The sequence below is a fragment of the Mycobacterium sp. genome (assembly GCF_035314665.1).
In the GTDB taxonomy this organism is placed as follows: Bacteria; Actinomycetota; Actinomycetes; order Mycobacteriales; family Mycobacteriaceae; genus Mycobacterium.
In genome coordinates, this window is sequence record NZ_DATFZD010000123.1 from 50,719 (window position 1) to 75,420 (window position 24,702).

25 protein-coding genes are annotated in these 24,702 nt (G+C 62.9%); 14 read left to right on the forward strand and 11 right to left on the reverse strand.

The genetic code is table 11. From position 1 onward, the window contains the following. Nucleotides 1–102: 102 nt before the first annotated feature. The 4 genes from VKI00_RS09350 to VKI00_RS09365 all read right to left on the reverse strand — a co-directional run bounded on the left by VKI00_RS09350 (nt 103) and on the right by VKI00_RS09365 (nt 5,159). Nucleotides 103–717: a hypothetical protein gene (locus VKI00_RS09350; protein ID WP_324436955.1), complete on the reverse strand. Its 615-nt coding sequence runs from the start codon at nt 715–717 to the stop codon at nt 103–105. Nucleotides 718–1,198: 481 nt separating this feature from the next. Beyond that, on the reverse strand, nt 1,199–4,036 hold the full coding sequence (locus VKI00_RS09355; RefSeq protein ID WP_324436957.1) for an RND family transporter: 2,838 nt from the start codon (nt 4,034–4,036) through the stop codon (nt 1,199–1,201). After that, nucleotides 4,033–4,479 (reverse strand): MmpS family transport accessory protein, encoded by a 447-nt coding sequence (locus VKI00_RS09360; protein ID WP_324436959.1) that lies wholly within the window; start codon nt 4,477–4,479, stop codon nt 4,033–4,035. The genes VKI00_RS09355 and VKI00_RS09360 overlap by 4 nt, the downstream gene beginning before the upstream one ends. Nucleotides 4,480–4,733: 254 nt before the next feature. Further along, complete coding sequence (locus tag VKI00_RS09365; protein ID WP_324436961.1) at nt 4,734–5,159, reverse strand: hypothetical protein; 426 nt, start codon at nt 5,157–5,159, stop codon at nt 4,734–4,736. Nucleotides 5,160–5,496: 337 nt separating this feature from the next. Here VKI00_RS09365 and VKI00_RS09370 point away from each other — a divergent pair, with 337 nt between their 5' ends. Genes VKI00_RS09370 through VKI00_RS09390 form a run of 5 tightly spaced genes read left to right on the forward strand, consistent with a single transcriptional unit; the run spans nt 5,497 to nt 10,039 of the window. After that, nucleotides 5,497–6,240, forward strand: coding sequence for an SDR family NAD(P)-dependent oxidoreductase (locus tag VKI00_RS09370; protein ID WP_324436963.1), 744 nt, complete (start codon nt 5,497–5,499; stop codon nt 6,238–6,240). Nucleotides 6,241–6,295: 55 nt separating this feature from the next. Continuing rightward, entirely contained in the window at nt 6,296–7,162 is an 867-nt protein-coding gene (locus VKI00_RS09375; protein ID WP_324436965.1) for an ABC transporter substrate-binding protein, read from the forward strand. A 12-nt stretch (nt 7,163–7,174) separates the two neighbouring features. After that, nucleotides 7,175–8,128: an aldo/keto reductase gene (locus VKI00_RS09380; RefSeq protein WP_324436967.1), complete on the forward strand. Its 954-nt coding sequence runs from the start codon at nt 7,175–7,177 to the stop codon at nt 8,126–8,128. Then, nucleotides 8,125–9,363, forward strand: coding sequence for a thiolase family protein (locus tag VKI00_RS09385; RefSeq protein ID WP_324436969.1), 1,239 nt, complete (start codon nt 8,125–8,127; stop codon nt 9,361–9,363). The genes VKI00_RS09380 and VKI00_RS09385 overlap by 4 nt, the downstream gene beginning before the upstream one ends. A gap of 46 nt (nt 9,364–9,409) precedes the next feature. Continuing rightward, entirely contained in the window at nt 9,410–10,039 is a 630-nt protein-coding gene (locus VKI00_RS09390; protein WP_324436972.1) for a DNA-3-methyladenine glycosylase I, read from the forward strand. Here the strand turns inward: VKI00_RS09390 and VKI00_RS09395 are convergent. After that, complete coding sequence (locus VKI00_RS09395) at nt 10,003–10,215, reverse strand: hypothetical protein (protein ID WP_324436974.1); 213 nt, start codon at nt 10,213–10,215, stop codon at nt 10,003–10,005. The genes VKI00_RS09390 and VKI00_RS09395 overlap by 37 nt on opposite strands. Nucleotides 10,216–10,231: 16 nt before the next feature. Continuing rightward, the gene (locus VKI00_RS09400) at nt 10,232–11,119 is read right to left on the reverse strand and encodes a fructose bisphosphate aldolase (RefSeq protein ID WP_324436975.1); all 888 of its coding nucleotides are present in this window, start codon (nt 11,117–11,119) and stop codon (nt 10,232–10,234) included. 161 nt (nt 11,120–11,280) lie between these two features. On the opposite strand from VKI00_RS09400, the gene VKI00_RS09405 reads away from it, so the two are divergent. Next, on the forward strand, nt 11,281–12,399 hold the full coding sequence (locus tag VKI00_RS09405) for a M20/M25/M40 family metallo-hydrolase (RefSeq protein WP_324436977.1): 1,119 nt from the start codon (nt 11,281–11,283) through the stop codon (nt 12,397–12,399). A 52-nt stretch (nt 12,400–12,451) separates the two neighbouring features. Here VKI00_RS09405 and VKI00_RS09410 read toward each other — a convergent pair whose 3' ends face one another. Both VKI00_RS09410 and VKI00_RS09415 read right to left on the reverse strand, forming a co-directional pair. Next, nucleotides 12,452–13,663, reverse strand: a complete 1,212-nt coding sequence (locus VKI00_RS09410; RefSeq protein WP_324436979.1) for a thiolase family protein — start codon at nt 13,661–13,663, stop codon at nt 12,452–12,454. Nucleotides 13,664–13,679: 16 nt separating this feature from the next. Then, nucleotides 13,680–14,078 (reverse strand): Zn-ribbon domain-containing OB-fold protein, encoded by a 399-nt coding sequence (locus tag VKI00_RS09415; protein ID WP_324436981.1) that lies wholly within the window; start codon nt 14,076–14,078, stop codon nt 13,680–13,682. A 279-nt stretch (nt 14,079–14,357) separates the two neighbouring features. On the opposite strand from VKI00_RS09415, the gene VKI00_RS09420 reads away from it, so the two are divergent. Both VKI00_RS09420 and VKI00_RS09425 read left to right on the forward strand, forming a co-directional pair. Beyond that, entirely contained in the window at nt 14,358–16,019 is a 1,662-nt protein-coding gene (locus VKI00_RS09420) for a PP2C family protein-serine/threonine phosphatase (protein ID WP_324436982.1), read from the forward strand. Between the two features lie 8 nt (nt 16,020–16,027). Next, nucleotides 16,028–16,327, forward strand: coding sequence for an STAS domain-containing protein (locus tag VKI00_RS09425; RefSeq protein WP_324436984.1), 300 nt, complete (start codon nt 16,028–16,030; stop codon nt 16,325–16,327). Nucleotides 16,328–16,347: 20 nt separating this feature from the next. Here the strand turns inward: VKI00_RS09425 and VKI00_RS09430 are convergent, their stop codons facing one another. Next, nucleotides 16,348–16,917 carry a helix-turn-helix domain-containing protein gene (locus tag VKI00_RS09430; protein WP_324436985.1) on the reverse strand — a complete coding sequence of 190 codons (570 nt, stop codon included), beginning with the start codon at nt 16,915–16,917 and terminating at the stop codon, nt 16,348–16,350. A gap of 70 nt (nt 16,918–16,987) precedes the next feature. Here VKI00_RS09430 and VKI00_RS09435 point away from each other — a divergent pair, with 70 nt between their 5' ends. Next, nucleotides 16,988–17,920 (forward strand): TauD/TfdA family dioxygenase, encoded by a 933-nt coding sequence (locus tag VKI00_RS09435; protein ID WP_324436986.1) that lies wholly within the window; start codon nt 16,988–16,990, stop codon nt 17,918–17,920. Between the two features lie 25 nt (nt 17,921–17,945). On the opposite strand, the gene VKI00_RS09440 is transcribed toward VKI00_RS09435, so the two are convergent. Next, the gene (locus VKI00_RS09440; protein ID WP_324436988.1) at nt 17,946–18,425 is read right to left on the reverse strand and encodes a nuclear transport factor 2 family protein; all 480 of its coding nucleotides are present in this window, start codon (nt 18,423–18,425) and stop codon (nt 17,946–17,948) included. A gap of 67 nt (nt 18,426–18,492) precedes the next feature. On the opposite strand from VKI00_RS09440, the gene VKI00_RS09445 reads away from it, so the two are divergent. From VKI00_RS09445 to VKI00_RS09465, 5 genes are all read left to right on the forward strand, one after another. Next, a complete protein-coding gene (locus VKI00_RS09445; RefSeq protein WP_324436990.1) occupies nt 18,493–19,050 on the forward strand; it encodes a PadR family transcriptional regulator in 558 nt (185 codons plus the stop codon). 78 nt (nt 19,051–19,128) lie between these two features. Next, nucleotides 19,129–19,737 carry a TetR/AcrR family transcriptional regulator gene (locus VKI00_RS09450; RefSeq protein WP_324436992.1) on the forward strand — a complete coding sequence of 203 codons (609 nt, stop codon included), beginning with the start codon at nt 19,129–19,131 and terminating at the stop codon, nt 19,735–19,737. A 180-nt stretch (nt 19,738–19,917) separates the two neighbouring features. After that, nucleotides 19,918–20,352: an MmpS family transport accessory protein gene (locus VKI00_RS09455; RefSeq protein ID WP_324436994.1), complete on the forward strand. Its 435-nt coding sequence runs from the start codon at nt 19,918–19,920 to the stop codon at nt 20,350–20,352. Further along, nucleotides 20,349–23,264 carry an MMPL family transporter gene (locus VKI00_RS09460; RefSeq protein WP_324436996.1) on the forward strand — a complete coding sequence of 972 codons (2,916 nt, stop codon included), beginning with the start codon at nt 20,349–20,351 and terminating at the stop codon, nt 23,262–23,264. The genes VKI00_RS09455 and VKI00_RS09460 overlap by 4 nt, the downstream gene beginning before the upstream one ends. An 81-nt stretch (nt 23,265–23,345) precedes the next feature. Next, nucleotides 23,346–23,741, forward strand: a complete 396-nt coding sequence (locus VKI00_RS09465) for a carboxymuconolactone decarboxylase family protein (protein ID WP_324436998.1) — start codon at nt 23,346–23,348, stop codon at nt 23,739–23,741. A gap of 25 nt (nt 23,742–23,766) precedes the next feature. Here VKI00_RS09465 and VKI00_RS09470 read toward each other — a convergent pair whose 3' ends face one another. Continuing rightward, on the reverse strand, nt 23,767–24,687 hold the full coding sequence (locus VKI00_RS09470; RefSeq protein WP_324437000.1) for a TIGR03564 family F420-dependent LLM class oxidoreductase: 921 nt from the start codon (nt 24,685–24,687) through the stop codon (nt 23,767–23,769). Nucleotides 24,688–24,702: the final 15 nt, after the last annotated feature.

The window sequence follows — 24,702 nt, forward strand, 5'->3', positions numbered from 1 at the left end:
CGGCCACCAGAACCAGGGTCCGAAGACTAGCAAACTTGTAGCGAAACAACAGATTTCAGGAACGCGCGAATTCGCGACATGCGTTGTTTTAAACGCGGGGCCTCACGATATGTCTTCACCACAGACGTATCGGTTGATGAAGTCCAGGCCTTCATCCGTCACCTCGTACGTGTACTGGGTTGGCTCACCCCGTGGGGCCCCTACGGGCGCTAGTTCAACACGTTTCAAAAGCCCGTCGTTGACCGCGTGCAGGAGGAGGATCTCGAAGCCCGGACCGATGATGAAGGATCTCCGGTCGGTCTCGGCAATCTGATCGAACACCCTGCGCTCGAACTCAGAGTAGCGGCTGTTCAAGATCGCGAGATTGCGCTTATACCCGCGGATCGACTGCCGATCGATTTCTTTCTTTTGGCACTTCTCGCATAACGCGATGAGGTTCGCGAACGACTCATCATCGCTCTCTGACTCAGGCAGGATGTGAGCTGTCTCGGTCGTTGGGTGCCGACAGGTGGGGACGGCACATCGATGGCCCGCCTCGACCAGCGCCATTCTTTTTCGGGCCATTAGCACACCTGCGAACGCACCCCGGCCGAAACTTCGCGGGGCCGGCCACACTCCGCTAACCGTCATGGGCGCGCTCCACATTTTCGCGAAACGATGGAGCATCCAGGCGACAACGCACACCGCTATCACCAACACCCCGTAGTGCAGCGCCATGCGCCACCAGGGTCGGGTGGGGTCCTCCTGAGCGGCCACCAGCGATGGAGCCGCCTGTGCCGCACCGGGTGTGGCGGCTAGCACCAAGAACGGTGCGAGCGCCATGGCGGCTGCCGCCGCCGCGATAACCTTGCCAATTCGGCTCTGCCCGATCAGCGTCGGCAGCCGGTAACGTTCGAACGCCATCTCGCCCCCGGCCTTTCCCACGTCCTCACCTGGTCGGACATGCTAGGCATCTACCAGCTAAAAATACTCCAATCGGGGTGACGATGGACGGCCACGGCACCGTCCACGTCACCGACCCCTCCTGATTGGAGAAATGAAATTACGGGTGACAACGGCTGTTGACGCCGTCAAGACGCGAAAACAAGACTGAATCGGAACGAGACGGAACGAACATGCAGGTATAAATCGGCATATGCCTGGTCAAGGCAGGGGTTCGTGCCCCTTAGCTCCACCATCTTGGTTGATGACGCCCTTATCATCGCGGGGGTAGCGGACGGGAACGCACCAGCGTTGGCCACCAGAACCACTTCCCGAGGATGCTGAGGATGCACGGCACGACGAACGAACGCACGATCAGCGTGTCGAGCAGCAGGCCGATGCATACGGTGGAACCTATCTGACCGATAGTCCTGAGATCACTTGAGAGCATCGCCAGCATGGTAAACGCGAACACCAAACCCGCGGACGTCACCACACCACCCGTGCTTCCGAGCGCGCGGATGAGACCGGTGTGCAACCCGGCGTGGAGTTCCTCTTTGACTCGGGCGATCAGCAGTAGGTTGTAGTCCGAACCCACCGCCACCAGGATGATGAACGTGAGCGGCAGTATCAACCAGTGCAGGTGCAGGCCGATGAGGTGCTGCCAGAGGAGCACGGAGAGCCCGAACGCCCCGGCGTAGGAGAAGGCCACCGTGCCGGGGATGACCAAGGCGGCCATCAGACTTCCCGTGAGGAACAACATGATCAAGAAGATCAGCACGAAGGCGGCGACCGCCACGATAGCCAGATCGGATGCGCTGTATTCCTTGATGTCCTTATCGGTCGCTCCGGTGCCGCCGATATAAACTTTCGCGCCGGCCAACGAGGTCTCTTTCAAGATCGTGGTTATCGCGTCGGGGAATGCCTCGACATGCTTCACGCCTTCGGGGCCCATGGCGTCCCCCTCGTGGGTGACGATGAACCGAGCAGCCTTGCCGTCCGGCGACATCAGGAGCTTCATACCAGTCTTGACGTCTTCGTTGTCAAAACCTTCATGGGGGATGTAGAAGAAGTCATCGCTCTTGGACTGGTCGAAGTCGAGCCCCACATTGACCTGGTCGAAGAATGTCTGGTCGGTCTGTGTGGACTGCAGGGCCGACTGGCCGTAGGTGTTGACTAAAAGAGCCGTTATTTGCTCCGTGTCGTCGGCCGTGAGTTTCAGCTGCGTGATTATTTGCGGCACGATGGCGTCGATGGCCTGGAGGGAGGTTCTGACGTCCTTGATATCCTCGGCCAAATGGTCGATCTTGTCGAGCGTATCCCATAGCGATCTAAATGCCCAGCAAATGGGAATGTCGAAACAGTGCTTCTCCCAATAGAAATAACCCTTCAGCGGCCGGAAGAAATCGTCGAGATTTGAGATTTCCTCATTCATCTCATTGGTGACCTTTTCCAGATCCTCGGTGGTGAGAACCGTCTTGTGCAGCTCATCCGACAAGTTTTGGAAAAAGTCGATCTCTTTCCGCAAGACCTTGACAGTGTCCGCGTTGACCTGTGCCTGCTTGTCGGTATTGGTGTTTTGCTGAATGTTGAACGGGTTCTGTTGACCGCTACCGCTGCCTGACGTGGTCCACAAGTAGGGAAGGTGGGCATGTTCCAACGCACGGCCCATCGGCCTGGTGATGCTTTGCACCTCCGCGACGCCGGGAATGCGAATGAGAGCCCTGGCCACCCGGTCCAGCGAGATGAAATCGGCCGAGTTTCGCATGTCATGATCCGACTCGACCATCAGCATCTCGGAGAACAGTTTACTCTTCGGGTAGTGCCGATCCGCCGCCTCGAAACCCTGGTTGGAACCGGTATTGCGGGGCTGGTATTCACGGTCGTCGTAGTTCACCTGATACGTCGGCACGAAGATCGCCCCCAGCATGACGGCGGCGGCGCTGGCCGCGAGGACCGGCACCGGCCAGCGCACCACGCTCGTCCCGATCCGCCGATACAGCAGCCCCTGGGCCGTCCCTCTCGGGTCCATGAGCCCGAAAAGGCTGCCCAACGTCAACAGGGCCGGGCCCAGCGTCAGCGCGGCGGCGATGGTGAACAGCATGGTGATGGCAACGGCGGGACCCATGGTGTGGAAGTAGTTGAGTCGCGCGAAAGTCAAGCAGTAACACGCCCCTGCGATCGTCAGCCCCGAGCCGATGATGATCGGTGCGACCCCCCGATACGCGGTGTAGAACGCCTCCTCCTTACTTTCGCCGGCTCGTCGCGCCTCGTGATAGCGGCCCATTAAGAAGATGCCGTAATCCGTCCCCGCCCCCAGGGTCAGCGCGACGACGATGTTCACCGCGAATGACGAGAGCTCGAGGTACCCGAGAGTGCCCAGGGTTGAAACGACTCCCTTGGCGACCAGCAGCTCGAACAGAACGCCGTAGAGGGGCACCGCCAGGGTGGAAACACGGCGATACACCAAGAACAACATCCCGATGATGAGGAAGATCGTCACGATCGTGATGTCGTTCAAGCTCGAATTGGCAATATCCAGTTCGTCTGTGGCCAGCGGAGCCGCGCCGCTGACATAGACCTTGAGCCCGGGCGGCGGCGGGTCCTTCGCGACGATATCCCGAACGGCCTTAACGGAGTTGTTCCCTTGCATCGTGCCGATATCGCCCGCCGTACGCGTCAGCACGTAGGTGGCCTTGCCGTCGAGGCTCTGCACCCCGGCCGCGGTGATCGGCTTCCCCCACAGATCCATGACGTACTGGACATGCTTGGGGTCTTGCTGGAGCCGGCGCACCAAGTCGTCGTAGTACCGATGCGCCACGGACCCGGGCGGGCCCAACGGTCGGTCGCCTTCCAGCACCATCATCGTGAAGCTGGTCGAATTGGACTCGTGGAACTTCGCACCGATGGCCAGCAACGCCCGCTGCGACGGCGCGTAATGCGGCACCATCGGCCCTGCCAGCTCTTCTGCGACGTTCTCTACCTGCGGCATGAAGGTGTTCGTCGAGATCGCCAAAAGCCCCCAAAAGACGATGACCGGTATCGCGAATTTACGGACCATTCTCGGGAAGAAGGGTCGCTTCGCGCCAGTCTCGTTCGCGCGATGCTCGCTCATGCGGATTTCACTAGGCAGAAGACGTGCGCATCCCGACGGGTTTCGGATTGTTCAGCGCGGACAACGCCGTTCACCAGTATCCGGCAGCCGACGTGATCACCGCCGTGAACTTGCGCCGAGATGCTGGCGGACACCACCGTGAGCGTGGTCGTCTCCTCGTGCGACCACGGCAACGTCGTGAGATCAACCCGATGCGGATGCCCGTCGACGTCCGCCCAGACGAGCATCCCGCCCTCCCCGATGGAGCCGGACAACTCATACGTGACCCGTTTGGGACTGAACTCCGGAACTGCTTGCGGGCCAAGGACGGTAGTGACAGGCGGGGGAGCGGAAAATTCGTGCACCTTCCACATCAACACCGCACCCAAAGAGAGCGCAACGACGGCAACCAATGGCATCCAGACTCGCGCCAAGACAGTCCTGCCGACTGAACGAGGGCTCACTCCATCACCTTTCGGAATCCGGTCTCCGACCTCGTGTTCTCGCTTCGTCCCTGACCCCGGTGCCGCGGCCACACCCCTTGGTCGTATATCAACTAGGTTGAGATAGGACCGATATGACACTACCAGCCTCGGCCGGAACGCAAGCAAGCGGTGTGAGACGTTATCACCTGCTGATGCTGTCGGCAGCACGTACGAACCAACGGCCAACTCACCGGAAATCAACGAAACGGCCACACCACATGTCTTGTGTTGCTTCAAGCCATTTTCCGCAGTCGCCCTTTCAACCTTGCGCTGCGGAGAAGCCGAATGGCGAGGTTTGTGGAGGTCAACATGGGGATCAACCCGAGGAATGTCCGCTCGGAGGGCGTGGCTCCATGCAAGGTGTAAAGACTGCCAAATACATAAAAGCTGCCCAGCATGAACAAAGCGCCGGGGATGCAGAATGCCATCGGGGAGCTACGGTCGGCAACGATTTGCTTCGCATAATCCAGCTCGTCCTTAGACATGGGTTCGCGTTTGCGTACTTTATTTAGAACCGCTTTGGCGCTCCAAATTTCTTCGCTTATCGGAGCGGGCGTTCGGTCTCCCAGCCGCTTCACGTGTACAGCAGCAAAGGCACCGAACACCAACGCCAGCGCAAGGGCGACTATGGTCAGTAGGCCAAGTAAAGCCGAATCCACTACCGCGCTCCTTCGCTCCACCGTCGAACTACCGAAGATTCCTCAAGACGCTACCTCGTCGGTTCGGCACGCGGGGCCTGGGCTTGCGCCCCTCGACCACCCTGGCCGCTGTTCGTGCACGCGCGAGGGTTAAATCCTCGGTCGACGGCTATGCCAGCGACGGGCCCCGCCGTACGATCTTGAAATGCTGCAGGGGCGAACCCGCCCGGCCGGGCCAGTGACGTTCCCTGGCGCGAGGTACCGCCCGATCCGCGAGTGTTGAGAACGTGGTCGGCCGAATGAGTTGTCATCACGTGCGGATCAAGGAGTTCTTCCCCTCAGCCGGAGGCCAACTCTGATGTCACGAGTAGCGATCATCACCGGAGCCAGCCGCGGAATCGGTGCCGCGACGGCACGGGTTCTTGCCGAACGCGGGTTTCGGGTGGTCGTCAACTACCACTCGAGCGCCGAGGAGGCTGAAGAGGTGGTCGCGGCCATTACCGCGGCCGGCGGTGAGGCAGTGGCGATTCGGGCTGATGTCACCATCGCCGACGATGTCACCGCGATGGTCGGCGACACCGAACAGCGGTGGGGGCGAGTCGACGTGCTCGTGCACAACGCGTTGATCCCCTATGACATCACCTCGTTCGCCGATCTGACCTGGGAACAGCTCGGCGGAAAGCTGGACCGAGAGCTGCACGCGGCGTTCCTGCTCACCAAAGCTGTTGCGCCGGGCATGACTTCGCGTGGCTATGGCCGTCTGCTCTATCTCACCGCCGAGCCATCGCGGCATCCGCGCAACGGCATGATAAACCTCGGCGTCCCCAAGGCGGCCGTGAATCAGTTTGCCCGCTACATCGCACTCGAGCTGGCGCCGCACGGAATCACCGCCAACCTTGTCGCACCGGCAACGGTGCAGGGAACGTCGATGAACCAGAAGCTGACACAGGAGAAATTGCGTGAGCTCGGTGCGGCCGCGCCGATGGGACGACTCGTCACACCCGACGAGGTGGCCGAGACGTTGGCTTTCTTGGCGAGCGAGGATTCCGGGTTCACCACCGGCCACTATTTCCCGCTCGACGGCGGCCTGACGATGGATTGAATGCGGCTGCGCTGCATCGGATCTCATCCAATTGAAGGAAGGAAGGACTCTCGCGATGCACACGATCGACCTCGCCTATGTCGGGCGCGGCATCCATGAGGAGTTGGTCGCGTACATGGCCGATCAGGAGGGCTACTTCGAAGATGAGGGTGTCCACGTCTCGTTACGCGATGGAACCCGCTGGGACATAACGCGTGTGCGCGCCTGTGCGACCATCGGGCTCGGCCGGGGACTGTTGTCGCGGCTGACCGACGGCATCGAATGGACCGTGCTGAGCGTCAACACGGACCGGCCGTTGTTTTGGTTCGTCGGGAACGCCAGCGTGAAGTCCATGGCGGACGTTCGCGGCCGCCGGCTAGCGGTCCACGCGCCGGATAGTCCGCCCGGGACTTTCGCGCGGATCGTGCTGCGCAAGCACGGCTTAGACCCAGACAGCGACGTGCAATGTGTGGTACGGCATCCGGGCGATTACCAGATGGACCTACGGCACCTTCGCGACGGCTCGATCGACGCCGCGTACATCGGCAGCACCCTGGGACCCGAACAGGTCGCCGCGGAGGAGGGCTTCCACGTGTTGGCCTGGGTGGGCGATCACTTCCGAATTCCCACCGTCGGAATTGCGGTGGACCCCAAGCACAATCCCGTCGAAAGCCCGGCGGTGCAGGCACTGGTGCGCGCCAACCGGCGAGCCCTGAAAACGATGGCGGACCAGCCTGATTTGGCTGTCCGCTACATCGCGTCGTTCCTGGACCGGATGACACGCGAGGAGATCCAGCGCTATTACGAGCGCTACATCCGTCCGTACTACACCTCCGACGGCCGAGTGGACCTCGAGGTCGCGCGGCACGGGGCCGATGCGGTCGCAGCCGAGCTCGGCATCGCGTCGCTACCAGCCGACGCCTTCTATGCGTCGGCCCAATGAAAGTGAAGGCAAATGGCATCGAACGAAGATCTAACTAAGCGCAGATTTGCCCTGAACAACGGCAGCGGTGAGATCCCGGCGCTCGGGTTCGGGACGTCACTGTCGGATAACACGAAGACGCACGGCGCCGTCATGACAGCTGTCGAGGTGGGGTTCCGCCATCTCGACGCCGCCGAGCGGTACCGAAACGAAGCACTGGTCGGCGAGGCGCTCAAAGACTTGTTCGCCGCCGGGACCGTCCGCCGCGAGGATCTATTCGTGACCACAAAGCTGTGGAACAACAACCATCGACCCGAGCGGGTCAAGCCCGCGCTGCAAGCCAGCTTGAACAGACTCGGGCTCGACGTCATCGACCTGTATCTGATACACACCCCGTTCGCGTTTCAGCCCGGCGACGACCAAGATCCCCGCGCTCCGCATGGAGAGGTTATCTACGACGACGGAGTCACGCTAGAGGAAACCTGGGCCGCGATGGAAGGCCTTGTCGACGAGGGACTTTCGCGAGCAATCGGCCTGTCCGACATCGGCGCCGAACGCGCCAGCGCGATTATCGAGACCGCCCGGATCAAGCCGGCGGTCATCGAGGTCGAGTCGCACCCATATCACCCGCAGTGGGAGCTGCATGAATTGTGCAAGACGCACGGGATCATCCTGTTGGCGTTCGCGTCGCTGGGACACGCGCTGGAACCGCGGTTGCTCGACGATCCGCTCATCGTCTCGATCGCTGAGCGTTTTGAAAAGACGCCTGCGCAAGTGCTTTTGGCCTGGGGTATTCAGCGCGGCACCGCGGTTCTCACGGGATCAGTCACGCCCTCACGCATCAGGGAGAACTTCGATGTTTCTGCGCTTCCAGAAAGCGTAATCCAAGAGATCAGCGAGCATGAAACCCGGATTCGGTTCAATTCCGTTGTCGACGGCGGAGAACCGGGATTCGCTGAGGTGCCTTCGGACAGGACACAGAAATGACTCAGGCATTCGTTCTCGGCGGGACACGCACACCGTTCGGGCGCTATGGGGGATCGCTGTCGCATCTGCGAACCGATGATCTCCTCGGCATGACGATGCGAGGTGCCTGTGAGCATGTCGGGGTACCCCTCGACCAGATCCAAGACATCATGGCGGGTTGCGTCAACGTAGCCCACGAAGGAATGGGCGACGTGGCCCGATGGGCCGCACTGGCCGCCGGCTTCCCCGACAGTGTCGCCGCGGCCACGATCAACCGATTCTGTGGCTCATCGGTAAGTGCGACGGTGGCGATCAGCCATGCGATCATGGCCGGCGAGCTGAATGCCGGCATCGCCTGCGGGGTCGAGTCGATGTCCCGATCGGGCTGGGCCTACATGAAGGGGGACGCATCGTTCTCCCCCCGTGGGCCTGTTTTCCTGCTCGACACGATGTGGGCCGGGGCCGGCGGCCCGCCAAACCCAATCCTATTGGCCCGAAACGCTTACATTTCGATGATCGAGACGGCGCAGAATGTGGCGGACCGTTACCACCTGACCCGCGAGGAGATAGACGCGTTCGCCTTGCGGTCCCAACACAAGGCCGCGGCGGCCCGCGACTCCGGCCGGCTGGCCAAAGAGATTATGCCCGTGTCGATCCCGGCGACCAAAAAGACGCCGGCACGGGTATTCGAGCATGACGAGTTCATCCGCGATGACACCACCGCCGAACAGTTGGCCGCTCTTCCGGTCCAGTCCGGCACCACCCAGATGACCGCCGGCAACTCATCCCCGCTTACCGACGGGGCCAGCGCGATCGTGATCGCATCGGGAGAGAAGGCGACGGAACTCGGTGTCACGCCGCTGGTCAGGGTGGTGTCGTCGGCGGTCTATGCGCTCGACCCGTTGATCATGGGACTAGCGCCGGCGTGGGCGATTCCGTTGGCGCTCAAGCGTGCCGGGCTCGCGCCCGAACAGGTCGACGTGTGGGAAGTCCACGAGGCATTCAGCGCCCAGGCGCTGGGAGTGCTGCGTGAACTTTCCAACCAGCTGGACGGGTTCACGATCCCCGACGACAAACTCAACCCGAACGGGGGAGCGGTCGCCACCGGGCACCCGTTCGGCGCCTCAGGAACCCGCTACGTCTTGACCCTGGCCACCGAACTGCATGAACGTAACGCGCGATACGGGGTAATCGGTGTGTGCATCGGCTCGGGACAGGGGGTCGCGCTGGTGCTGGAGAACCCTCAGGCCGGATGACGAAAGCTCAACGGCAACGGCCGAATAGGGCCGTAGCGTGAAGGCGATGGCTGGTGTCGGTATGTCGCCGCAGCTACCCACTGTGGTACGTGCCGCCGACGGTGTCACTCGCTGCCGTTGGGCGACCGAGACGGGTCGCGATCTGATCGCCTACCACGATCTCGAATGGGGAAAGCCCACACACGACGAGGCGGCGCTGTTCGAGGCGCTTGTGTTGACGTACTTCGAGAACGGCCTGTCCTGGGCGCTTGTCTTCGACAAGCGAGACAACCTGCGTGCCGCGTTTCACGGATTCAGCCCCTCGGCCGTGGCCGCGATGAACTCCGATGACGTCGAACGATTGATGGCCGATACCTCGATCCGCAATCGGCGAAAGATCGAAGCCACGCTGCACAACGCTGATGTGCTGTCGAAATACTCGTTGTCGCAACTGGCGTGGCAGCATCAACCACGCGGGCACCATCGACTACGGAGCTGGGCCGATGGCCGGATGGCAAGCCCGGAGTCCCGGCAGCTTTCGATAACGTTGCGAAAAGCGGGGTTTCGGTTAGTCGGACCAGTCGTCGCCCACTCGTTCATGCAGACCGTCGGGATCGAGAACGGTCATTTCGACGGTTGCTTCCTCGCGCTCGCCGCGGACTACGGGCACATGAAAGCGATGGGCGGGCAAACCTGACGCGGTATCGGTGCCCCCGGCGGCTGGCCTTGAATGATCAGCGCGGGCAGGCCAGAGTCGTCCCGCAGGCCCGGATCGCCCATGCCGTAGCGAATCACACACTCGGGGAAGGCTTCTTGCTGGCGACGCGCCCACGCTTGACCGTCGTCGACGGGATCGGTTAACTGCTCGCTCATTCAGACGGGTTACCGGTTATGTCAGTGAGGCGGCGTAAATCTCGTCGATATTGGATTTGAGCTTGTCGTCGAATTCCGCATCCGTCTGGTCGATCGTCAGACCCTCGGTCAAGGCTCGCGAGAAGCTCGCGATGAGGCGGTGGTTGCGGGCCAGGATTTCGCAGCTTTCCGCGAGGCTGTAGCCACCGGACAATGCGACCACCCGCAGAACGCGGGGATGGTCGATCAGCGGCGCGTAGAGGTTGTCCTCGTCGGGCAGGGTCAGCTTAAGCATCACCTGCCCATCGCCGGCCAGCCCATCGAGCTTCGTTTTCAGCTCATCCACCAGCAGCCTGTCCGCTTTCGGCTTGTCGGGGCTTTTGATGCTTACCTCGGGCTCGATGATCGGCATCAGCCCGCGCTCGGCGATTTGGTGCGCGTAGTCGAACTGCTGGTCGACGATCGCTTTGATCCCGCCCTCGTTCGGCTCCTGGATGAACGAGCGCATCTTGGTCCCGAAGATGCCCTTATCCACGGCCCGCTCCAATAGCGAGTCGAGCTTCGTCATTGGCTTCATCAGCTGCACACCGTTTTCAGCGTCGGCGAGTCCCTGGTCGACCTTCACAAACGGCACGATGTGCTTCTGCTTCCACAAGAACGCCGCGGTGTCCTCGCCGTTGATGGCGCGGTCCATCGTCTGCTCGAAAAGAATGGTTGCCAATATTCGGTCGCCGGAAAAGCTCGGACTTGACATGAGGCGCTCACGCATCTCGTGGATGAGATTGAACATCTGCTCGTCGTCGTGATAGGCGTCCTCGGAAATGCCGTACAGCTTCAAGGCTTTGGGGGTGCTTCCACCGCTTTGATCCAACGCAGCGATAAAGCCACGCCCTGATGCCATCACGTTGCGTTGCTCTTCGTTCACCGCAGTCCTTCCGTCGTTCGGTTATGGGCCGCCTCGAACCTCGCCCGTGGATCCTGGCCCCTAGCATCGCGCAGCGGCACCCCTCGCCGCTACCACTTCGAACAGGTCCGCAAACCGCCCCGCCCGCCGCCGTACGGTGGCCAGTGAGGGAAAGGAACCTGATGGCGCAGCGCGACCACAACTCCACCGACGATCTGCTGCAAGAGCTGTTGTGGACCTACGGCCCATGTGGCCAGGAAGAGGCGGTACGGGCCGTGTGCGCCCGCGAACTGCAACCGCTCGTCGATGACATGTGGACCGACGACGCCGGGAATTTGATCGGCTATATCGGCGCCACCAGCGCTTCCAGCGACGAGATCGGGGCGCATGAGCATCGCCACCGCTCGACATCCGGGCCCAGCGGCGCGACGCGGGTCACCGCGCACATGGACGAACTGACGATGCTGGTCAAGCGGGTCGAGCCCGACGGCACTCTGCACCTGACGCAGCTCGGAATCATGTACCCGGGCAACTTCGGGCTCGGTCCGGTCGCGGTGCTCGGCGAGCACCAGACCCTCACCGCGGTACTCACACTCGGCTCCGAGCACACCACCCAGGAGAGCCCGCGGATCTGGGAAACCAAACCCGATCAGGGCGACCGCGCGCTGGACTGGCAGCACGTTTACGTATTCACCGGCCGGACCCCCGAAGACTTGGCCGCCGCAGGCGTGCACGCCGGCACCCGGGTATGCGTCGACCGCAGCAAGAGAGATCTGGTCGAGTTTGGAAATTATGTCGGCTCCTACTTCCTCGATGACCGCGCTGCGGTGACCGCCCTGTTACGCGCGGCCCGATTACTGCATGAGCGCGGGCAACGACCCGCCGACGACGTCTACCTGGCGTTCACCACCAATGAAGAGGTCGGCGGGATCGGCGGCTCCTATGCAAGCGCCAGCTTGCCGGGCACGCTCACGCTGGCCCTGGATGTCGGCCCCACCGAGCGGGAGTACGCGACCACCGTCACCGGCGGACCCATCGTCGGCTACAGCGACGCCCTCTGCGCATACGACAAGGACGTCGCCGATCGGCTGATGCGGATCGCCACCGCGCGCGGGCTGGCGCCTCAGGCGGCGACGCTGGGCGCGTTCATGTCCGACGCCTCCCATTCGAAAGCCAGCGGTCTCACCCCAAAGGCGGGCTTGCTGTGTCTGCCCACGCTGAGCACGCACGGATTCGAAGTCATGCCGCGCAATGCCGTCGACGACATGGCCGCTATCGTCGCCGACTTTCTGCTGAGCTAGGTCTAATGGTGGCGACCCGCTTCGCCCGGCTCCGCCGCGCTTACGATCGCCACTAGGCCGCCGACCTTTCCAGGATGTGGACGCCGCAGGCCGAGCCCAGACCGATCACGTGGGCCAGCCCGACCTTGGCGTTCTGAATCTGACGGTCGCCGGCTTCGCCGCGAAGATGGTGGCAGATTTCCCAGATGTTGGCGATGCCGGTGGCCGCGATCGGATGACCCTTGGACTGCAGCCCGCCCGATACGTTCACCGGGGTGGAGCCGTCGCGCCAGGTGGCACCGGAGCTGAAAAAGTCTGCCGCACCGCCCTTTTCGCACAGCATCAGGTTGTCGTAGTGCACCAGCTCGGCGGTGGCGAAGCAGTCGTGCAGCTCGACTAGGTCCAGATCGCTCGGACCGACGCCGGCCTGCTCGTAGGCGGTCGCGGCGGCGTTGCGGGTCAGCGTGTTGACGTTCGGCAACACCTGGCAGCCCTCTTCGTAGGGGTCGGTGGTCAGCACCGACGCCGACACCTTCACCGCGCGCCGCCGTTGCTCGAGCGACAGCGACTTCAACGTCTCGCCGTTGCAAACGACCGCCGCTGCGGCACCGTCGCAGTTGGCCGAACACATCGGGCGAGTGTTCGGGTAGGCGATCATGACGTCGTTCATGATCTGCTCGAGGGTGAACTTCTTCTGGTAGGCCGCCAGCGGGTTCAACGTCGAGTGGGCGTGGTTCTTCTCGCTGATTTTGGCGAACAACTCGAAACTGGTACCGCCGTACTTGTGGCCGTACTCGGTGCCGATTTGCGCGAACACACCAGGCATGGCTTCGGTGCCGATCCGCCCGTCGACCGTTGCGACCGCGCCGTAGCGGCCCTTGGCCTCCCAGACCTCGGCTTCGGCCTTCTTCCGGCCGCCCGCGCCGAGCAGCCCTGCACCGGACAGCTTTTCCACGCCGACCGCCAATCCGTACTTCACCTCGCCGGCCTTGACGGCCATGATGGCGGTCCGCAGCGCGGTGGCCCCGGTGGCGCAGGCGTTGGCCACGTTGTACACCGGGATCCCGGTCTGCCCGATCTGTTTCTGCAGCTGTTGACCGATCCCGGCGTTCGCGGCCATCAGGTTGCCGGCCGCAATGACCCCGATGTCGGCCATGGTCACGCCGGCGTCGGCGAGCGCGCCGGTCGCGGCCTCGGCCGCCAGGTCGACGGTGTCGAGGTCGGGATGCTTGCCGAACTTGGTCATCCGGATCCCCAGGATCCAGATCTCGTCGCTAGCGCTCATCGTCACTGCTCCTTCGTCATTCGGCGGGCTCGAAGCCGAAGCCGATCGCCTCGGTGCCCGCCGAGTCGGTCCCCATCGGGTATGTGGCCAGCCGCACTTTCATCCCGTCGCGGACGTGTTCCGGATCGGGCTCGACGTTGATCAGGTTGGCCCGTACCTGGGTGCCGTCGCAGTCGACCACGGACGCCACGAACGGGGTGGGGATGCCCGGTGCGGCGAAGGTGACGATCGTGAACGCCCGTACCGTCCCCTCGGTCGCGACCGGGACGGTGGTGAAGCCGGTCGCGAAGCACGCGGCGCAAGCATTTCGTCGGTCGAAGAACCGGGCGCCGCAGTTGGTGCATTCCTGCGCGATCAGGTGTGGATCGCCGTCGTCGAGCACCAGATAGTCAACCAACGGGATTTTCCCGGCCATAGAAACCTCCGTCACCTGTGCTACCGACCGTAGCGCGCGCGGACCAGCTACAACAGGGCGGGCACCGTCAAGTTCGATCCGGTCAAGATCAGCCGACAAGAGTTGCTGGTTTCGGCGGAGGCAAATGCTTAGCCGACCGCTGAGATCGCCCGCGTGCCAACCGGTTTCTGCACATCCGCCTAATTGGGCGTCTGCAAGCCTTTCACCGTGGCGATGGATGTGCTTAAACTGCGGGCTAACGCTAGTTAAGTCGATTCGACGATTCGTAGGTCAATTGCCATGCAGATGCGGTCTCCCGTGGGTTTCGAGGCCGATCTTGAATCGTTATGGACGTACGTTCCCTGCCCCACAGTGATCGTTGATCGGGCAGGAGTGGTCCGGACGTCAACGGCGTCAGCGCAGTCCTTGTTGCCCGCGGCGCTATCGGGCAGTCGCCTGGAAGAGGCCGCCGCGTGGTTGTCGCGTGCGCACCAACGTCTCGTGCAACCCTTTTCGATTCCGGACGGTCGGGAACTGCCGTTCGTATCCGGCACCGTGGGCGGACGTAAATTCGACGCGTACCCGGCGACGCTTCCAGGCGGCGACGTGGCGTGGTCGCTGGTCGAGGACTCCGGCCAAGTGTTACGAGAGGCCCAGCACGCGGTTGCGCGCGAACAGGAGCGCGCGGCTTTTCTGCTCGAGGCGTCGTCGGTGTTGACTGCGGCGCTGAACATCGACCGCTGCCGAGAAGCCATCGTGCAGATGGCAGCCCGACACCTCGCGGATGCGGCGGTTGTCGTAGCTCCGGCGAGTCGCGGCCGGCGGGTGCCGATCTTTTACAGCGATTCGTCCGGTCGGGTGGAACAGCGCAGCGTCAATGCTGATCCGACAGCGGTCGCAGGTCTTAGTGAGGCGCTGCGCGGGTTCCCGCCGGTTCCGTCACGCTGGATTGATCCCGCAACGCTGCCGGGTTGGCTGGTCCCCGATAGTTTCGCCGGCCCCGTGGGGTCGGTGGTGATCACTTCGCTGCCCGGACACGGTGTTTCGGCGGGAGCGCTGGTGTTGCTGCGGCATCGCGACGACGCGATCTTTACCGTGGACGACGAGGTACTTGCGCGAGTGTTCGCGGCGCGGGCCGGCGCAGCGTTGTCTGCTGCACGGCTGTATGCGGAGCAGGCCGCGACCACCCGCACGCTGATGCGCGACCTGTTGCCTCCGCAGTTACACCCGGTGAACGGAGTCGAGTTCGCCGGTGGTTACCGGGCTTCGGAGAATTACGAGGTCGTTGGCGGCGACTTCTATGACTTACACGCCGCGGCGACTCCCGAAGGCGAGACGCTGGTGGTGCTGGGTGATGCGTCCGGCAAGGGACTAGAGGCCGCCATGCTGACCGGCAAGATCCGCAACACGTTGCAGGCGTTGACGCCACTGGCCGGAGACCACGAGTCTGTGCTCGAATTGCTCAACAGCGCAATGCTTTCCACCAAACACGCCCGTTTCGCCACCTTGGTGCTGGCCTCCGTCGCCCACCGAGACGGCGAGGTGGGCCTGCGGTTGACCAGCGCCGGCCACTTGCCACCGCTGATCGTGCGTGACGACGGAAAGGTGGAACAGGCTGATACCCGCGGCACGCTCGTCGGCGTTTTGCCGAGCATCACAGTGCAGTCGTTTGAAACTTCGCTGGCGCCCGGCGAGACGTGTGTGCTGTACACCGATGGAGTCATCGAGGCACGGGGCGACTCGCTGGGCGGGTACATGTTCGGCGAGCAGCGCCTGAAGGCCGCGCTGGCCGAGTGTGCCGGAATGCCGGCCCAGGCGGTAGTCGAACGCGTCATGATGCTCGCCACGCAATGGCTCGGTCAGGAGGTCCACGACGACATTGCCGTTGTGGCCATCACCGCCCCGCGCCGCACACACCGCAGCGCGGTCGACGGCCACACCCGGGAAAGGTACACCGCTTGACTCCTTCGGTGACGGTCACCACGGCGGCACGATCGGCCTGCGTGCGGGTCGCCGGCGACCTCGACTACTTGACCATCGATGAATTGGTCGACACCGCAACGCAATTACTGGCCCAACAGGCCGACCTGGCGAATCTGCATCTCGATTTCGACAGGTTGACGTTTCTCGACTCGGCGGCCCTGTCCGGCCTGTTTCTCATCTCCCGTCGCACCGCGCAAGCAGGTGTCCGACTTCATCTCGACCACCGACCGCCTATCTTGGAACGGGTCTTGCACGTCACCGGACTGTTCGGCCACTTCGTTTCGTGACCCGGGCCATCCGTGATCAGTCATTGCGGGGTAATGATTTTCGCGACTTGCTCGGCTACCGCCGCCCGAAGGTCGGCATCGCTGAGGTCGTTTAGCCCGAACGCCACCCGCAACGTCGGGGCCATCAGTCCCCACCCGAATTGCAGGGCCATCCCGTGCGCGGCCAATAGCCGTGCCTGGCGCTCATCGCTGTGGCCGGAGCGCACCTCATCCAGGAACCGCTCCATCCCGGGGAAGCGCTGCTGAAGTTCTTCGACGGGGAATCCGTCGAGCATCGAGCGCACCATGACGCGTGCCTGAAGTTCGTGCACAGCCTCTAGTTGCTGTGGTGACGCCCCCGAATCTCGCAGCGCCGCCCCGGAATCGGCGAGATGCTGCAGAGTCGCGGCCAGCAGTTGGCGTTTACTTCCGAAATGGCGATGCAGCAGACCGTGGTTCACCCCGGCGCGTGCGGCGACCTCACGAATCGACGTTGCAGCAGGACCCCGCTGCGCGAACAGCTCACTGGCCGCTTCCAACACAGCAGCTACCACCTCGTCCTTGCCCAGTGGTTTCGCGGTGATCGCAACCGTTGCCTCCGATGTAGCCATGTGTGTACAGTAGCGGACGAACCGCCGTGTAGACAGCCGCCTACACCGGTAAGACTCGAAGGGGACGGACATGAGCAGTGATCTTCGTGTGGTGAAGCTCAGCGAGAACATCGGTGCGCGCGTCGACGGAATGCGACTCGGCGAGCTCGATGCCGAAACCGCGGCCGCGATCAATCAGACGCTCGCGCAGCACAAGGTGGTGTTCTTCCGCGGTCAGGATCACCTCGACGACGAATCGCACTTCGCCTTCGCGCAGAGCCTGGGTGTCCCTACGACTCCGCACCCCACCCTGAAATTCGAAGGAAGTCGGGTCATGCGACTGGAGTCTTTCGACGGCCAAGGCGCCAACCAGTGGCACACCGACGTCACCTTTGTCGACCGGGTGCCGAAAGCGTCCATCCTGCGAGCCGTCGAACTGCCTGCCTACGGCGGTACCACCACCTGGGCCTCGACGGTGGCCGCCTACGGGCAATTGCCCGAGCCCCTGCAGCGGCTCGCCGACAGCCTGTGGGCGATGCACAGCAACGAGTTCGACTATGCCCAAATCGATCCCGCCAAGCTGGCGGCGTTGCAGGCCAACCCCGACGCGGTGTTGAAGTACGCCGCCGAATTCCACTCGGCGCATTTCGAAACGCACCATCCGGTGGTGCGGGTGCATCCCGAGACCGGCGAACGATCGCTGCTGCTCGGCAACTTCGTCAAGCGCATTCTCGGGGTAACCGGCAGCGAGTCACGGGCCCTGTTCCGGATCTTCCAGGACCGTATTACCTGGCTGGAGAACACGATTCGATGGAACTGGGAACTCGGCGACGTCGCGATGTGGGACAACCGCGCGACCCAGCACTACGCCGTCTCTGACTACGGAAAGCAGCCCCGCAGGATGCATCGGATCACGCTGGCCGGCGACATCCCGGTCAGCGTGCACGGTGAACAGAGCCGGGTAATCTCCGGCGACGCCGCCGAATACTCCGTGATCGATAGTCCAACACCGCGCGTGGCCTAGGCCACCCCATCGTGCATCGGGCTGGTCAGGGCTGCAGCAGTCGCACGCCGAGGCGGTCTCCGGCGCGGGTCATCAACGCCAACGGGGCGGTCATCGTGTTGATCAGGCGGCCGCGTAACTTGCTTCTGCGTCGGCCTAGCCCGCCGCCAATTTGGCGCATCGCGGCGGTGGTCGCGGGCAATGGCCGGAAAAACACGGTCATCTCCTCGATTAGGCCGTCGTCGCGCAGCTTCAGGTAATCGCAAAACTGGATCCGCAGGCGGTCCACGCGCGCGTGTCCGATGAGGACCGCGGCCCGGTCGCCGTGCAGCTCGTCCGTATAGGTGAGATCTTGTAGCACCTCGAGGATTACGGTTATGAGCTTGTCGAGCTGGTCGCGGCCTTCGAACGCTAAGTTGTCCGTGAATGGGGAGCGGAGGACCGCATTCTCGGCGAACGACTCCATCACGGCGCCGTGGGCGCGAGCTTCCATTGCGACCCGAAGCGGGAGCTTTGTGCCTATCACGACCACTCCACCTCCGTGCGGCCATCGACGTGCGGACCGGTCAGGTTGACATGTTACCGTGACTTATATGTCGTCCGCAACGCTGAATCCGTCGGACTACGTCGTTCTAGGGATGACCGGCCTCGGCGCCTGCTCTGGCTACGAGATCAAGCGAACCGTCGAGCTCTCAATTCGGTTCTTCTGGACGATCTCGCCGGCGCAGGTCTACCCGAGCCTGGCGAAGCTCGAGCAGGCTGGTCTGCTGACCGGCCGCGACGAGCCTCAGGGCAACCGACCGCGTCGGGTGTACGAGCGCACTCGCGAGGGCACGCGAGCACTCCGCGATTGGCTCACTAGCTCCGCGGCGATGCCGTTCGAGTTACGAGACATCGGCATGGTGAAGCTGTTTTTCGCTGACGCACTCGACCCGGCCGCCGCCTCCCAACTGCTCGCGCAGGTCCGGTCGCGCAGCGAAGGACGCGCCGCGACCCTGCAGGCCATCCGTCCGGATGCCGAGGAGGCCGCTCGCGCGGGCAACAACCACCCGCTGCTCACGCTCGAGATGGGGATCGCCTACCACGAAGCAATCGTCGACGTCTGCCGTCGGTACGAACGAGCCAGCCCGACAGAACAATCAGCGACTTAGGTCCCGCCGCCCGCCGTCCCCGGGCTGATCGGCATGCGATTCGGCTGCAATGTTTGCATTACGTGCAACGATGGGCGTGTGGGCATTCATCTGGGTCTGCGCGAGCGCCGTCGGCGTCAGACCAGCGCGGACATCCGCGACGCCGCGGTACGCCTGGCGCGCGAACGCGGCTTCGACAAGGTCACCATCGAAGCGATCTGCGCCGAAGCCGGCATCTCATCGCGCACGTTCTTCAACTACTTCCCGAACAAAGAATCGGCGATCGCCTACGGCCCGTCTGACATACCGCCTGAGCTGGTCGCCGATTTCGTCGCGGCCGGACCGGCCTCCTACTCGGTTGTCCTGGCAGAGTTGATCACTCTGGCGGCGCATCATCTCCGCGACATGCCCCCGGCGCGCGAACAGGCCGAAACCATGCTCGAACTTGCCAAGACGACTCCGGCGGTGTTGTCGGCGTTCCTCGCCGATCTAGAGCGGTTTCAAAACCACTTGACCGACATCGTCGTCCGCCGCCAGAAAATGCGGCCTGACAACGAGATGGCCGTATTGATATCCGCGCTGGCCTTGACGGCCATCCGTTCCGGCATCGAGAGCTGGACCAGCGGCAAGCCCAAGGATGCGGAAGATACACCGATGCCCTACGTCGAGCGCGCTGCCGCGTTGGTCAACAGCATCTTCACGACGTGACCTGAAACACCGTAATCTAATGTTGCAGATTCTGCAAAATATGCACATTATGTAGTATGGCCTGTCTGCGGTACTTGACAACGTGTCCGCTGGGCAAGGCACCTGTAAATCGAGGCTCGTTGTAGGGCAAGGCAACTCGTGGCACGCACCTGCTCGGCGACCAAGAAGGGAGTTACCTAGGTGCCCGTATCGAAGGTCGTCCGCAACGCGTGGTTGCCGCTGTTGATCGTGGCGGTCCTAGTGGTCGGCGGGTTCACCGTGGCCCGGGTCAAGTCGTTCTTCGGCGCCGAGAACGCCGCCGGCACGACTACCGCACGGGTGGACGACTCCAAACCGTTCAAGCCCAAAGTCGTCAAGTACGAGATCTTCGGCTCGGCGCCGCGCGCCAACGTCAACTACTTGGACTTGAGCGCCGAGCCGCGGCGGATCGACGCAGCGGTGCTGCCCTGGACGTTGGTCCTCAGTACGACCGCCCCCTCGGTGTTCCCGAACCTCTCGGCACAAAGCGACGGTGATTACCTCGGTTGCCGTATCACGATCGATAACGAGATCAAGGCCGAGAAAATATCCAACGGCGTGCACGCCCTGACCTTCTGCTTGGTGAAATCAGCATGAGCACACGCTTCGACGAGGCCCGAACCGACGCCATCCCCGTCGCCAAACACGCGGCGCGGCCAGCGATTCCGCGTCTCATCCGCACGTTTGCCGTACCCATCATCCTGGGCTGGATCGCGATCATCGTGGTGCTAAACACCGTTGTCCCGCAGCTCGACATCGTCGGGCAGATGCGCTCGGTGTCGATGAGCCCCGACGACGCGCAATCGGTCATCGCGACCAAGCACGTGGGTGAGGTATTCGGCGAGTACAAGTCGAACAGCTCGGTGATGATCGTTCTGGAGGGCCAAAATCCGCTCGGGAACGAGGCACACGCGTACTACGACCAGATCGTCAAAAAGCTCGACGCCGACACCAAACACGTTGAACACGTTCAGGACCTGTGGAGCGACCCGCTGACCGGAGCGGGCGCCCAGAGTAACGACGCCAAGGCCGCCTACGTCCAGGTCTACCTCGCCGGTAACCAGGGTGAAGCGCTGGCCAACGAATCGGTCGAGGCCGTCCAACAGATCGTCAAAAGCGTGCCCGCCCCCACGGGGGTCAAGGCCTACGTGACCGGACCTGCCGCACTGTCGGCCGATCAACACATCGCCGGTGACCGCAGCCTGCAAGTGATCGAAACCGTCACGTTCCTAGTCATCATTTCAATGCTGCTACTGGTCTACCGGTCGATCATCACGATGCTGCTCACATTGGTGATGGTCGTTCTCGAGCTCGCTGCTGCCCGCGGAATGGTCGCCTTCCTCGGCTACTACAAGATCATCGGGCTTTCCACGTTCGCGACGAACCTGTTGGTCACGTTGGCGATCGCGGCCGCCACCGACTATGCGATCTTTCTGATAGGCCGCTATCAGGAAGCCCGCGGCACAGGCGAGTCCCGAGAAGACGCGTACTACAACATGTTTGGCGGCACCGCTCACGTTGTGCTCGGGTCGGGCATGACAATCGCCGGCGCGACGTTCTGCCTGCACTTCACCAACCTGCCCTACTTCCAGACGCTGGGTATCCCATTGGCCATCGGCATGGTGGTCGTCGTCGCGGCGGCATTGACGCTCGGCCCCGCGGTGATCTCGGTGGCAACGCGCTTCCGGCGGACACTCGAGCCCCAGCGGACGCAGCGCATCCGCGGCTGGCGCAAGATCGGTGCGGTCGTCGTCCGATGGCCCGGTCCGATCCTGATCATGACGATCGGGGTGGCGCTTGTCGGCCTGCTCGCCCTGCCCGGTTACCGGACCAACTACAACGACCGCAGATACTTGCCCGCCGATCTGCCGGCGAACGCCGGCTACGCGGCCGCGGATCGGCACTTCTCCCAGGCGCGGATGAATCCCGAGCTGTTGATGATCGAAAGTGACCATGACCTCCGCAATTCCGCGGATTTCCTGGTCATCGACAAAATCGCCAAGGCGATCTTCCGGGTGCCCGGAATCGGTCGCGTGCAAGCGATCACGCGGCCGCAGGGCACACCGATCGAGCACACTTCGATCCCGTTTCAGATCAGCATGCAAGCCGTCAGCCAGCAGATGAACCAGAAATACCAACAAGATCAGATGGCTGACATGCTCAAGCAGGCCGACGAGATGCAGACCACGATCGACAGCATGGTGAAGATGGAAAGTCTGACCCAGCAGATGACGAACGATATGCACGCCATGGTCAAAAAGATGCACGAGATGACCATCGATGTCGCCGAATTACGTGATCATATGGCCGATTTCGAAGACTTCTTCCGGCCTATTCGCAGCTACTTCTACTGGGAGAAGCACTGCTTCGATATCCCGGTGTGCTGGTCTCTGCGGTCCGTTTTCGATGGCCTCGACGGCATCGACACGATGACCGACGACATCCAGAGCCTGCTGCCGATCATGGATCACCTCGACACGGTGATGCCCCAGCTGACCGCGTTGATGCCCAGCATGATCGCGAATATGAAAAACATGAAGACGACGATGCTGACGATGTACTCGACCCAGAAAGGTCTGCAGGACCAGCAGACGGAGGCGCAAAAAAACTCGAGCGCGATGGGCAAGGCATTTGACGCGTCCAAGAACGACGACTCGTTCTACCTCCCTCCGGAGACGTTCAACAACGCCGAGTTCAAGCGCGGTATGAAGAATTTCCTTTCCCCCGACGGCCACGCTGTCCGGTTCATCATCAGCCACCAGGGCGATCCGATGACAGCGGAAGGGATTTCGCATATCGACGCGATCAAAAAGGCAGCGACCGAAGCGCTCAAGGGCACCCCGCTGGAGGGCTCGAAGATCTACCTCGGGGGCACCGCGGCCACCTTCAAGGACATGCACGACGGCAGCGACTATGACCTGTTGATCGCCGGAATCGCCTCGCTTTGCCTGATTTTCATCATCATGCTGATCATCACACGAAGTGTGGTGGCGTCGGCGGTGATCGTGGGCACGGTGGTGCTCTCGCTGGGTGCGTCGTTCGGGCTTTCGGTACTGATCTGGCAGCACCTGATCGGCATCGAACTGCACTGGATGGTGCTGGCGATGTCGGTCATCATCCTGCTGGCGGTCGGCGCCGACTACAACCTGCTGTTGGTGTCGCGATTCAAAGAGGAGATCCACGCCGGCTTGAATACCGGCATCATCCGGTCGATGGGCGGCACCGGTTCGGTCGTCACCTCGGCCGGGTTGGTGTTCGCCTTCACGATGATGACGATGGCGGTCAGTCAGCTCACGGTCATCGGCCAGGTCGGCACCACGATCGGCCTCGGGCTGCTTTTCGACACCCTGGTCGTCCGGTCGCTGATGACGCCCTCGATTGCCGCGCTGCTGGGCAAGTGGTTCTGGTGGCCACAGATCGTGCGGCAACGGCCGGTGCCCTCACCGTGGCCGAAGCCGAGGCGGCAGGCCGAGTCTTCGAACGCCGACGCGGTGCTGAGTAGTCGGTAATTGCGGCGCTCCGCCGTATGGCCGGTTATCGATATAACTAGGCGCATTATCGAAAGCGCACCTCAGACGTACGGTTTCCCTATGACCAAGACATCACGCTGGGGCATCGCCCTGATCATCGGCGCCTGCTTGCTCATCCAGACCGCACCGCCGATTCAGGCAGACGGGTGCTGCGACGATCCTGCGCCACCGCCATGGCTCGGAGCGATTCAGCAGCGAGACCCGCAATTCGCCGACTCGTACGCGGCGATGCGTGAGCGCATCCTGAAGGACGGCGCCATTCCGGCCAAGTACAAGCTGCTCATCGGCATGGTCACCGACGCGATCGCCGCGCACCCGGACGGCGTGAAGACGCTGGCCGACAGCGCTCGCGCCGCCGGCGCCTCGGAAGCCGAGGTCACCGAGGCGGTCGAGGTCGGATATCTCTATGGCGGCACCGCGGCGCTCGTGATGGGCGTCAACGCATTCGGGAGGTAACCACGCTACGGCTGAATGGCCGCGGTCAAGAGCCGATCAGTTGCCGCAGGAACGCCCGCGTCCTGTCTCGGTCTTCGGGTGACGGGTCGAACGGAATCGCGACGTACTCGTCGACGCCCGCGGCGCGCACCTCGTCGAGGCGGTCGCGCACGGTGGCCTCGTCACCGATCAGCGCGGCGTCTTCCGGTCCCGCATAACCTTCGCGATCCAACATCGCGCGATAGGAGGGTAAGTGGCCGTACATCGCGAACTCCTCGGCCGCCCGTGCACGTACCGTGGCCACGTCGTCGGTGACGGCGATGGGCAGGGATGCGGCGACGCTGACGGCGCCATCGGGGCGTCCGGCCTCGGCGGCCGCGCTGCGCATCGTGGGTCCGATGTGCTCCTTGAGCGTCTTCGGTCCGGTCATCCAGGTGAGGGTTCCGGCGGTGCGCCGGCCGGCGAGCTTAAGCATCTGCGGACCCAGTGCCGCGACGTACACCTCGGGCGTGGGCGCGCCGGAAATCTGGAGCGCGCCCCTGGTTGTCAACATCTCGCCGGTCGCATTGACCTGTTCCCCGGCCAGCAGCGGAAGCAGCCCATCGAGGTACTCGCTCAAGCGTCGTACCGACCGGTCCCAGGAGATTCCCCACATTCCCTCGGTCACGGCGCGGTGGGTGACTCCGACACCGAGGGTGAACCGCCCGCCGGCGATCTGGTTGAGCGTCAACGCCCGCTGCGCCATCAGCATCGGGTGCTGGTTCTGGATCGGCACGACGCCGCTGCCGACCTTGATGTCGCTCACCTCGTGCATCGCGGCGGCCAGCACGGTGAGGAGATCGACGTCGTAGGGCATCTGCGTCATCCAGACCCGCGCGAACCCGTCGTCGCGGGCTTGGGTCAGCTCACGGATACAGCTGTCGAGAGGCGACTTGTTGGACAGGTTGGCAATCAAACTGATCAGCACGAAAGGCAAGCCTAG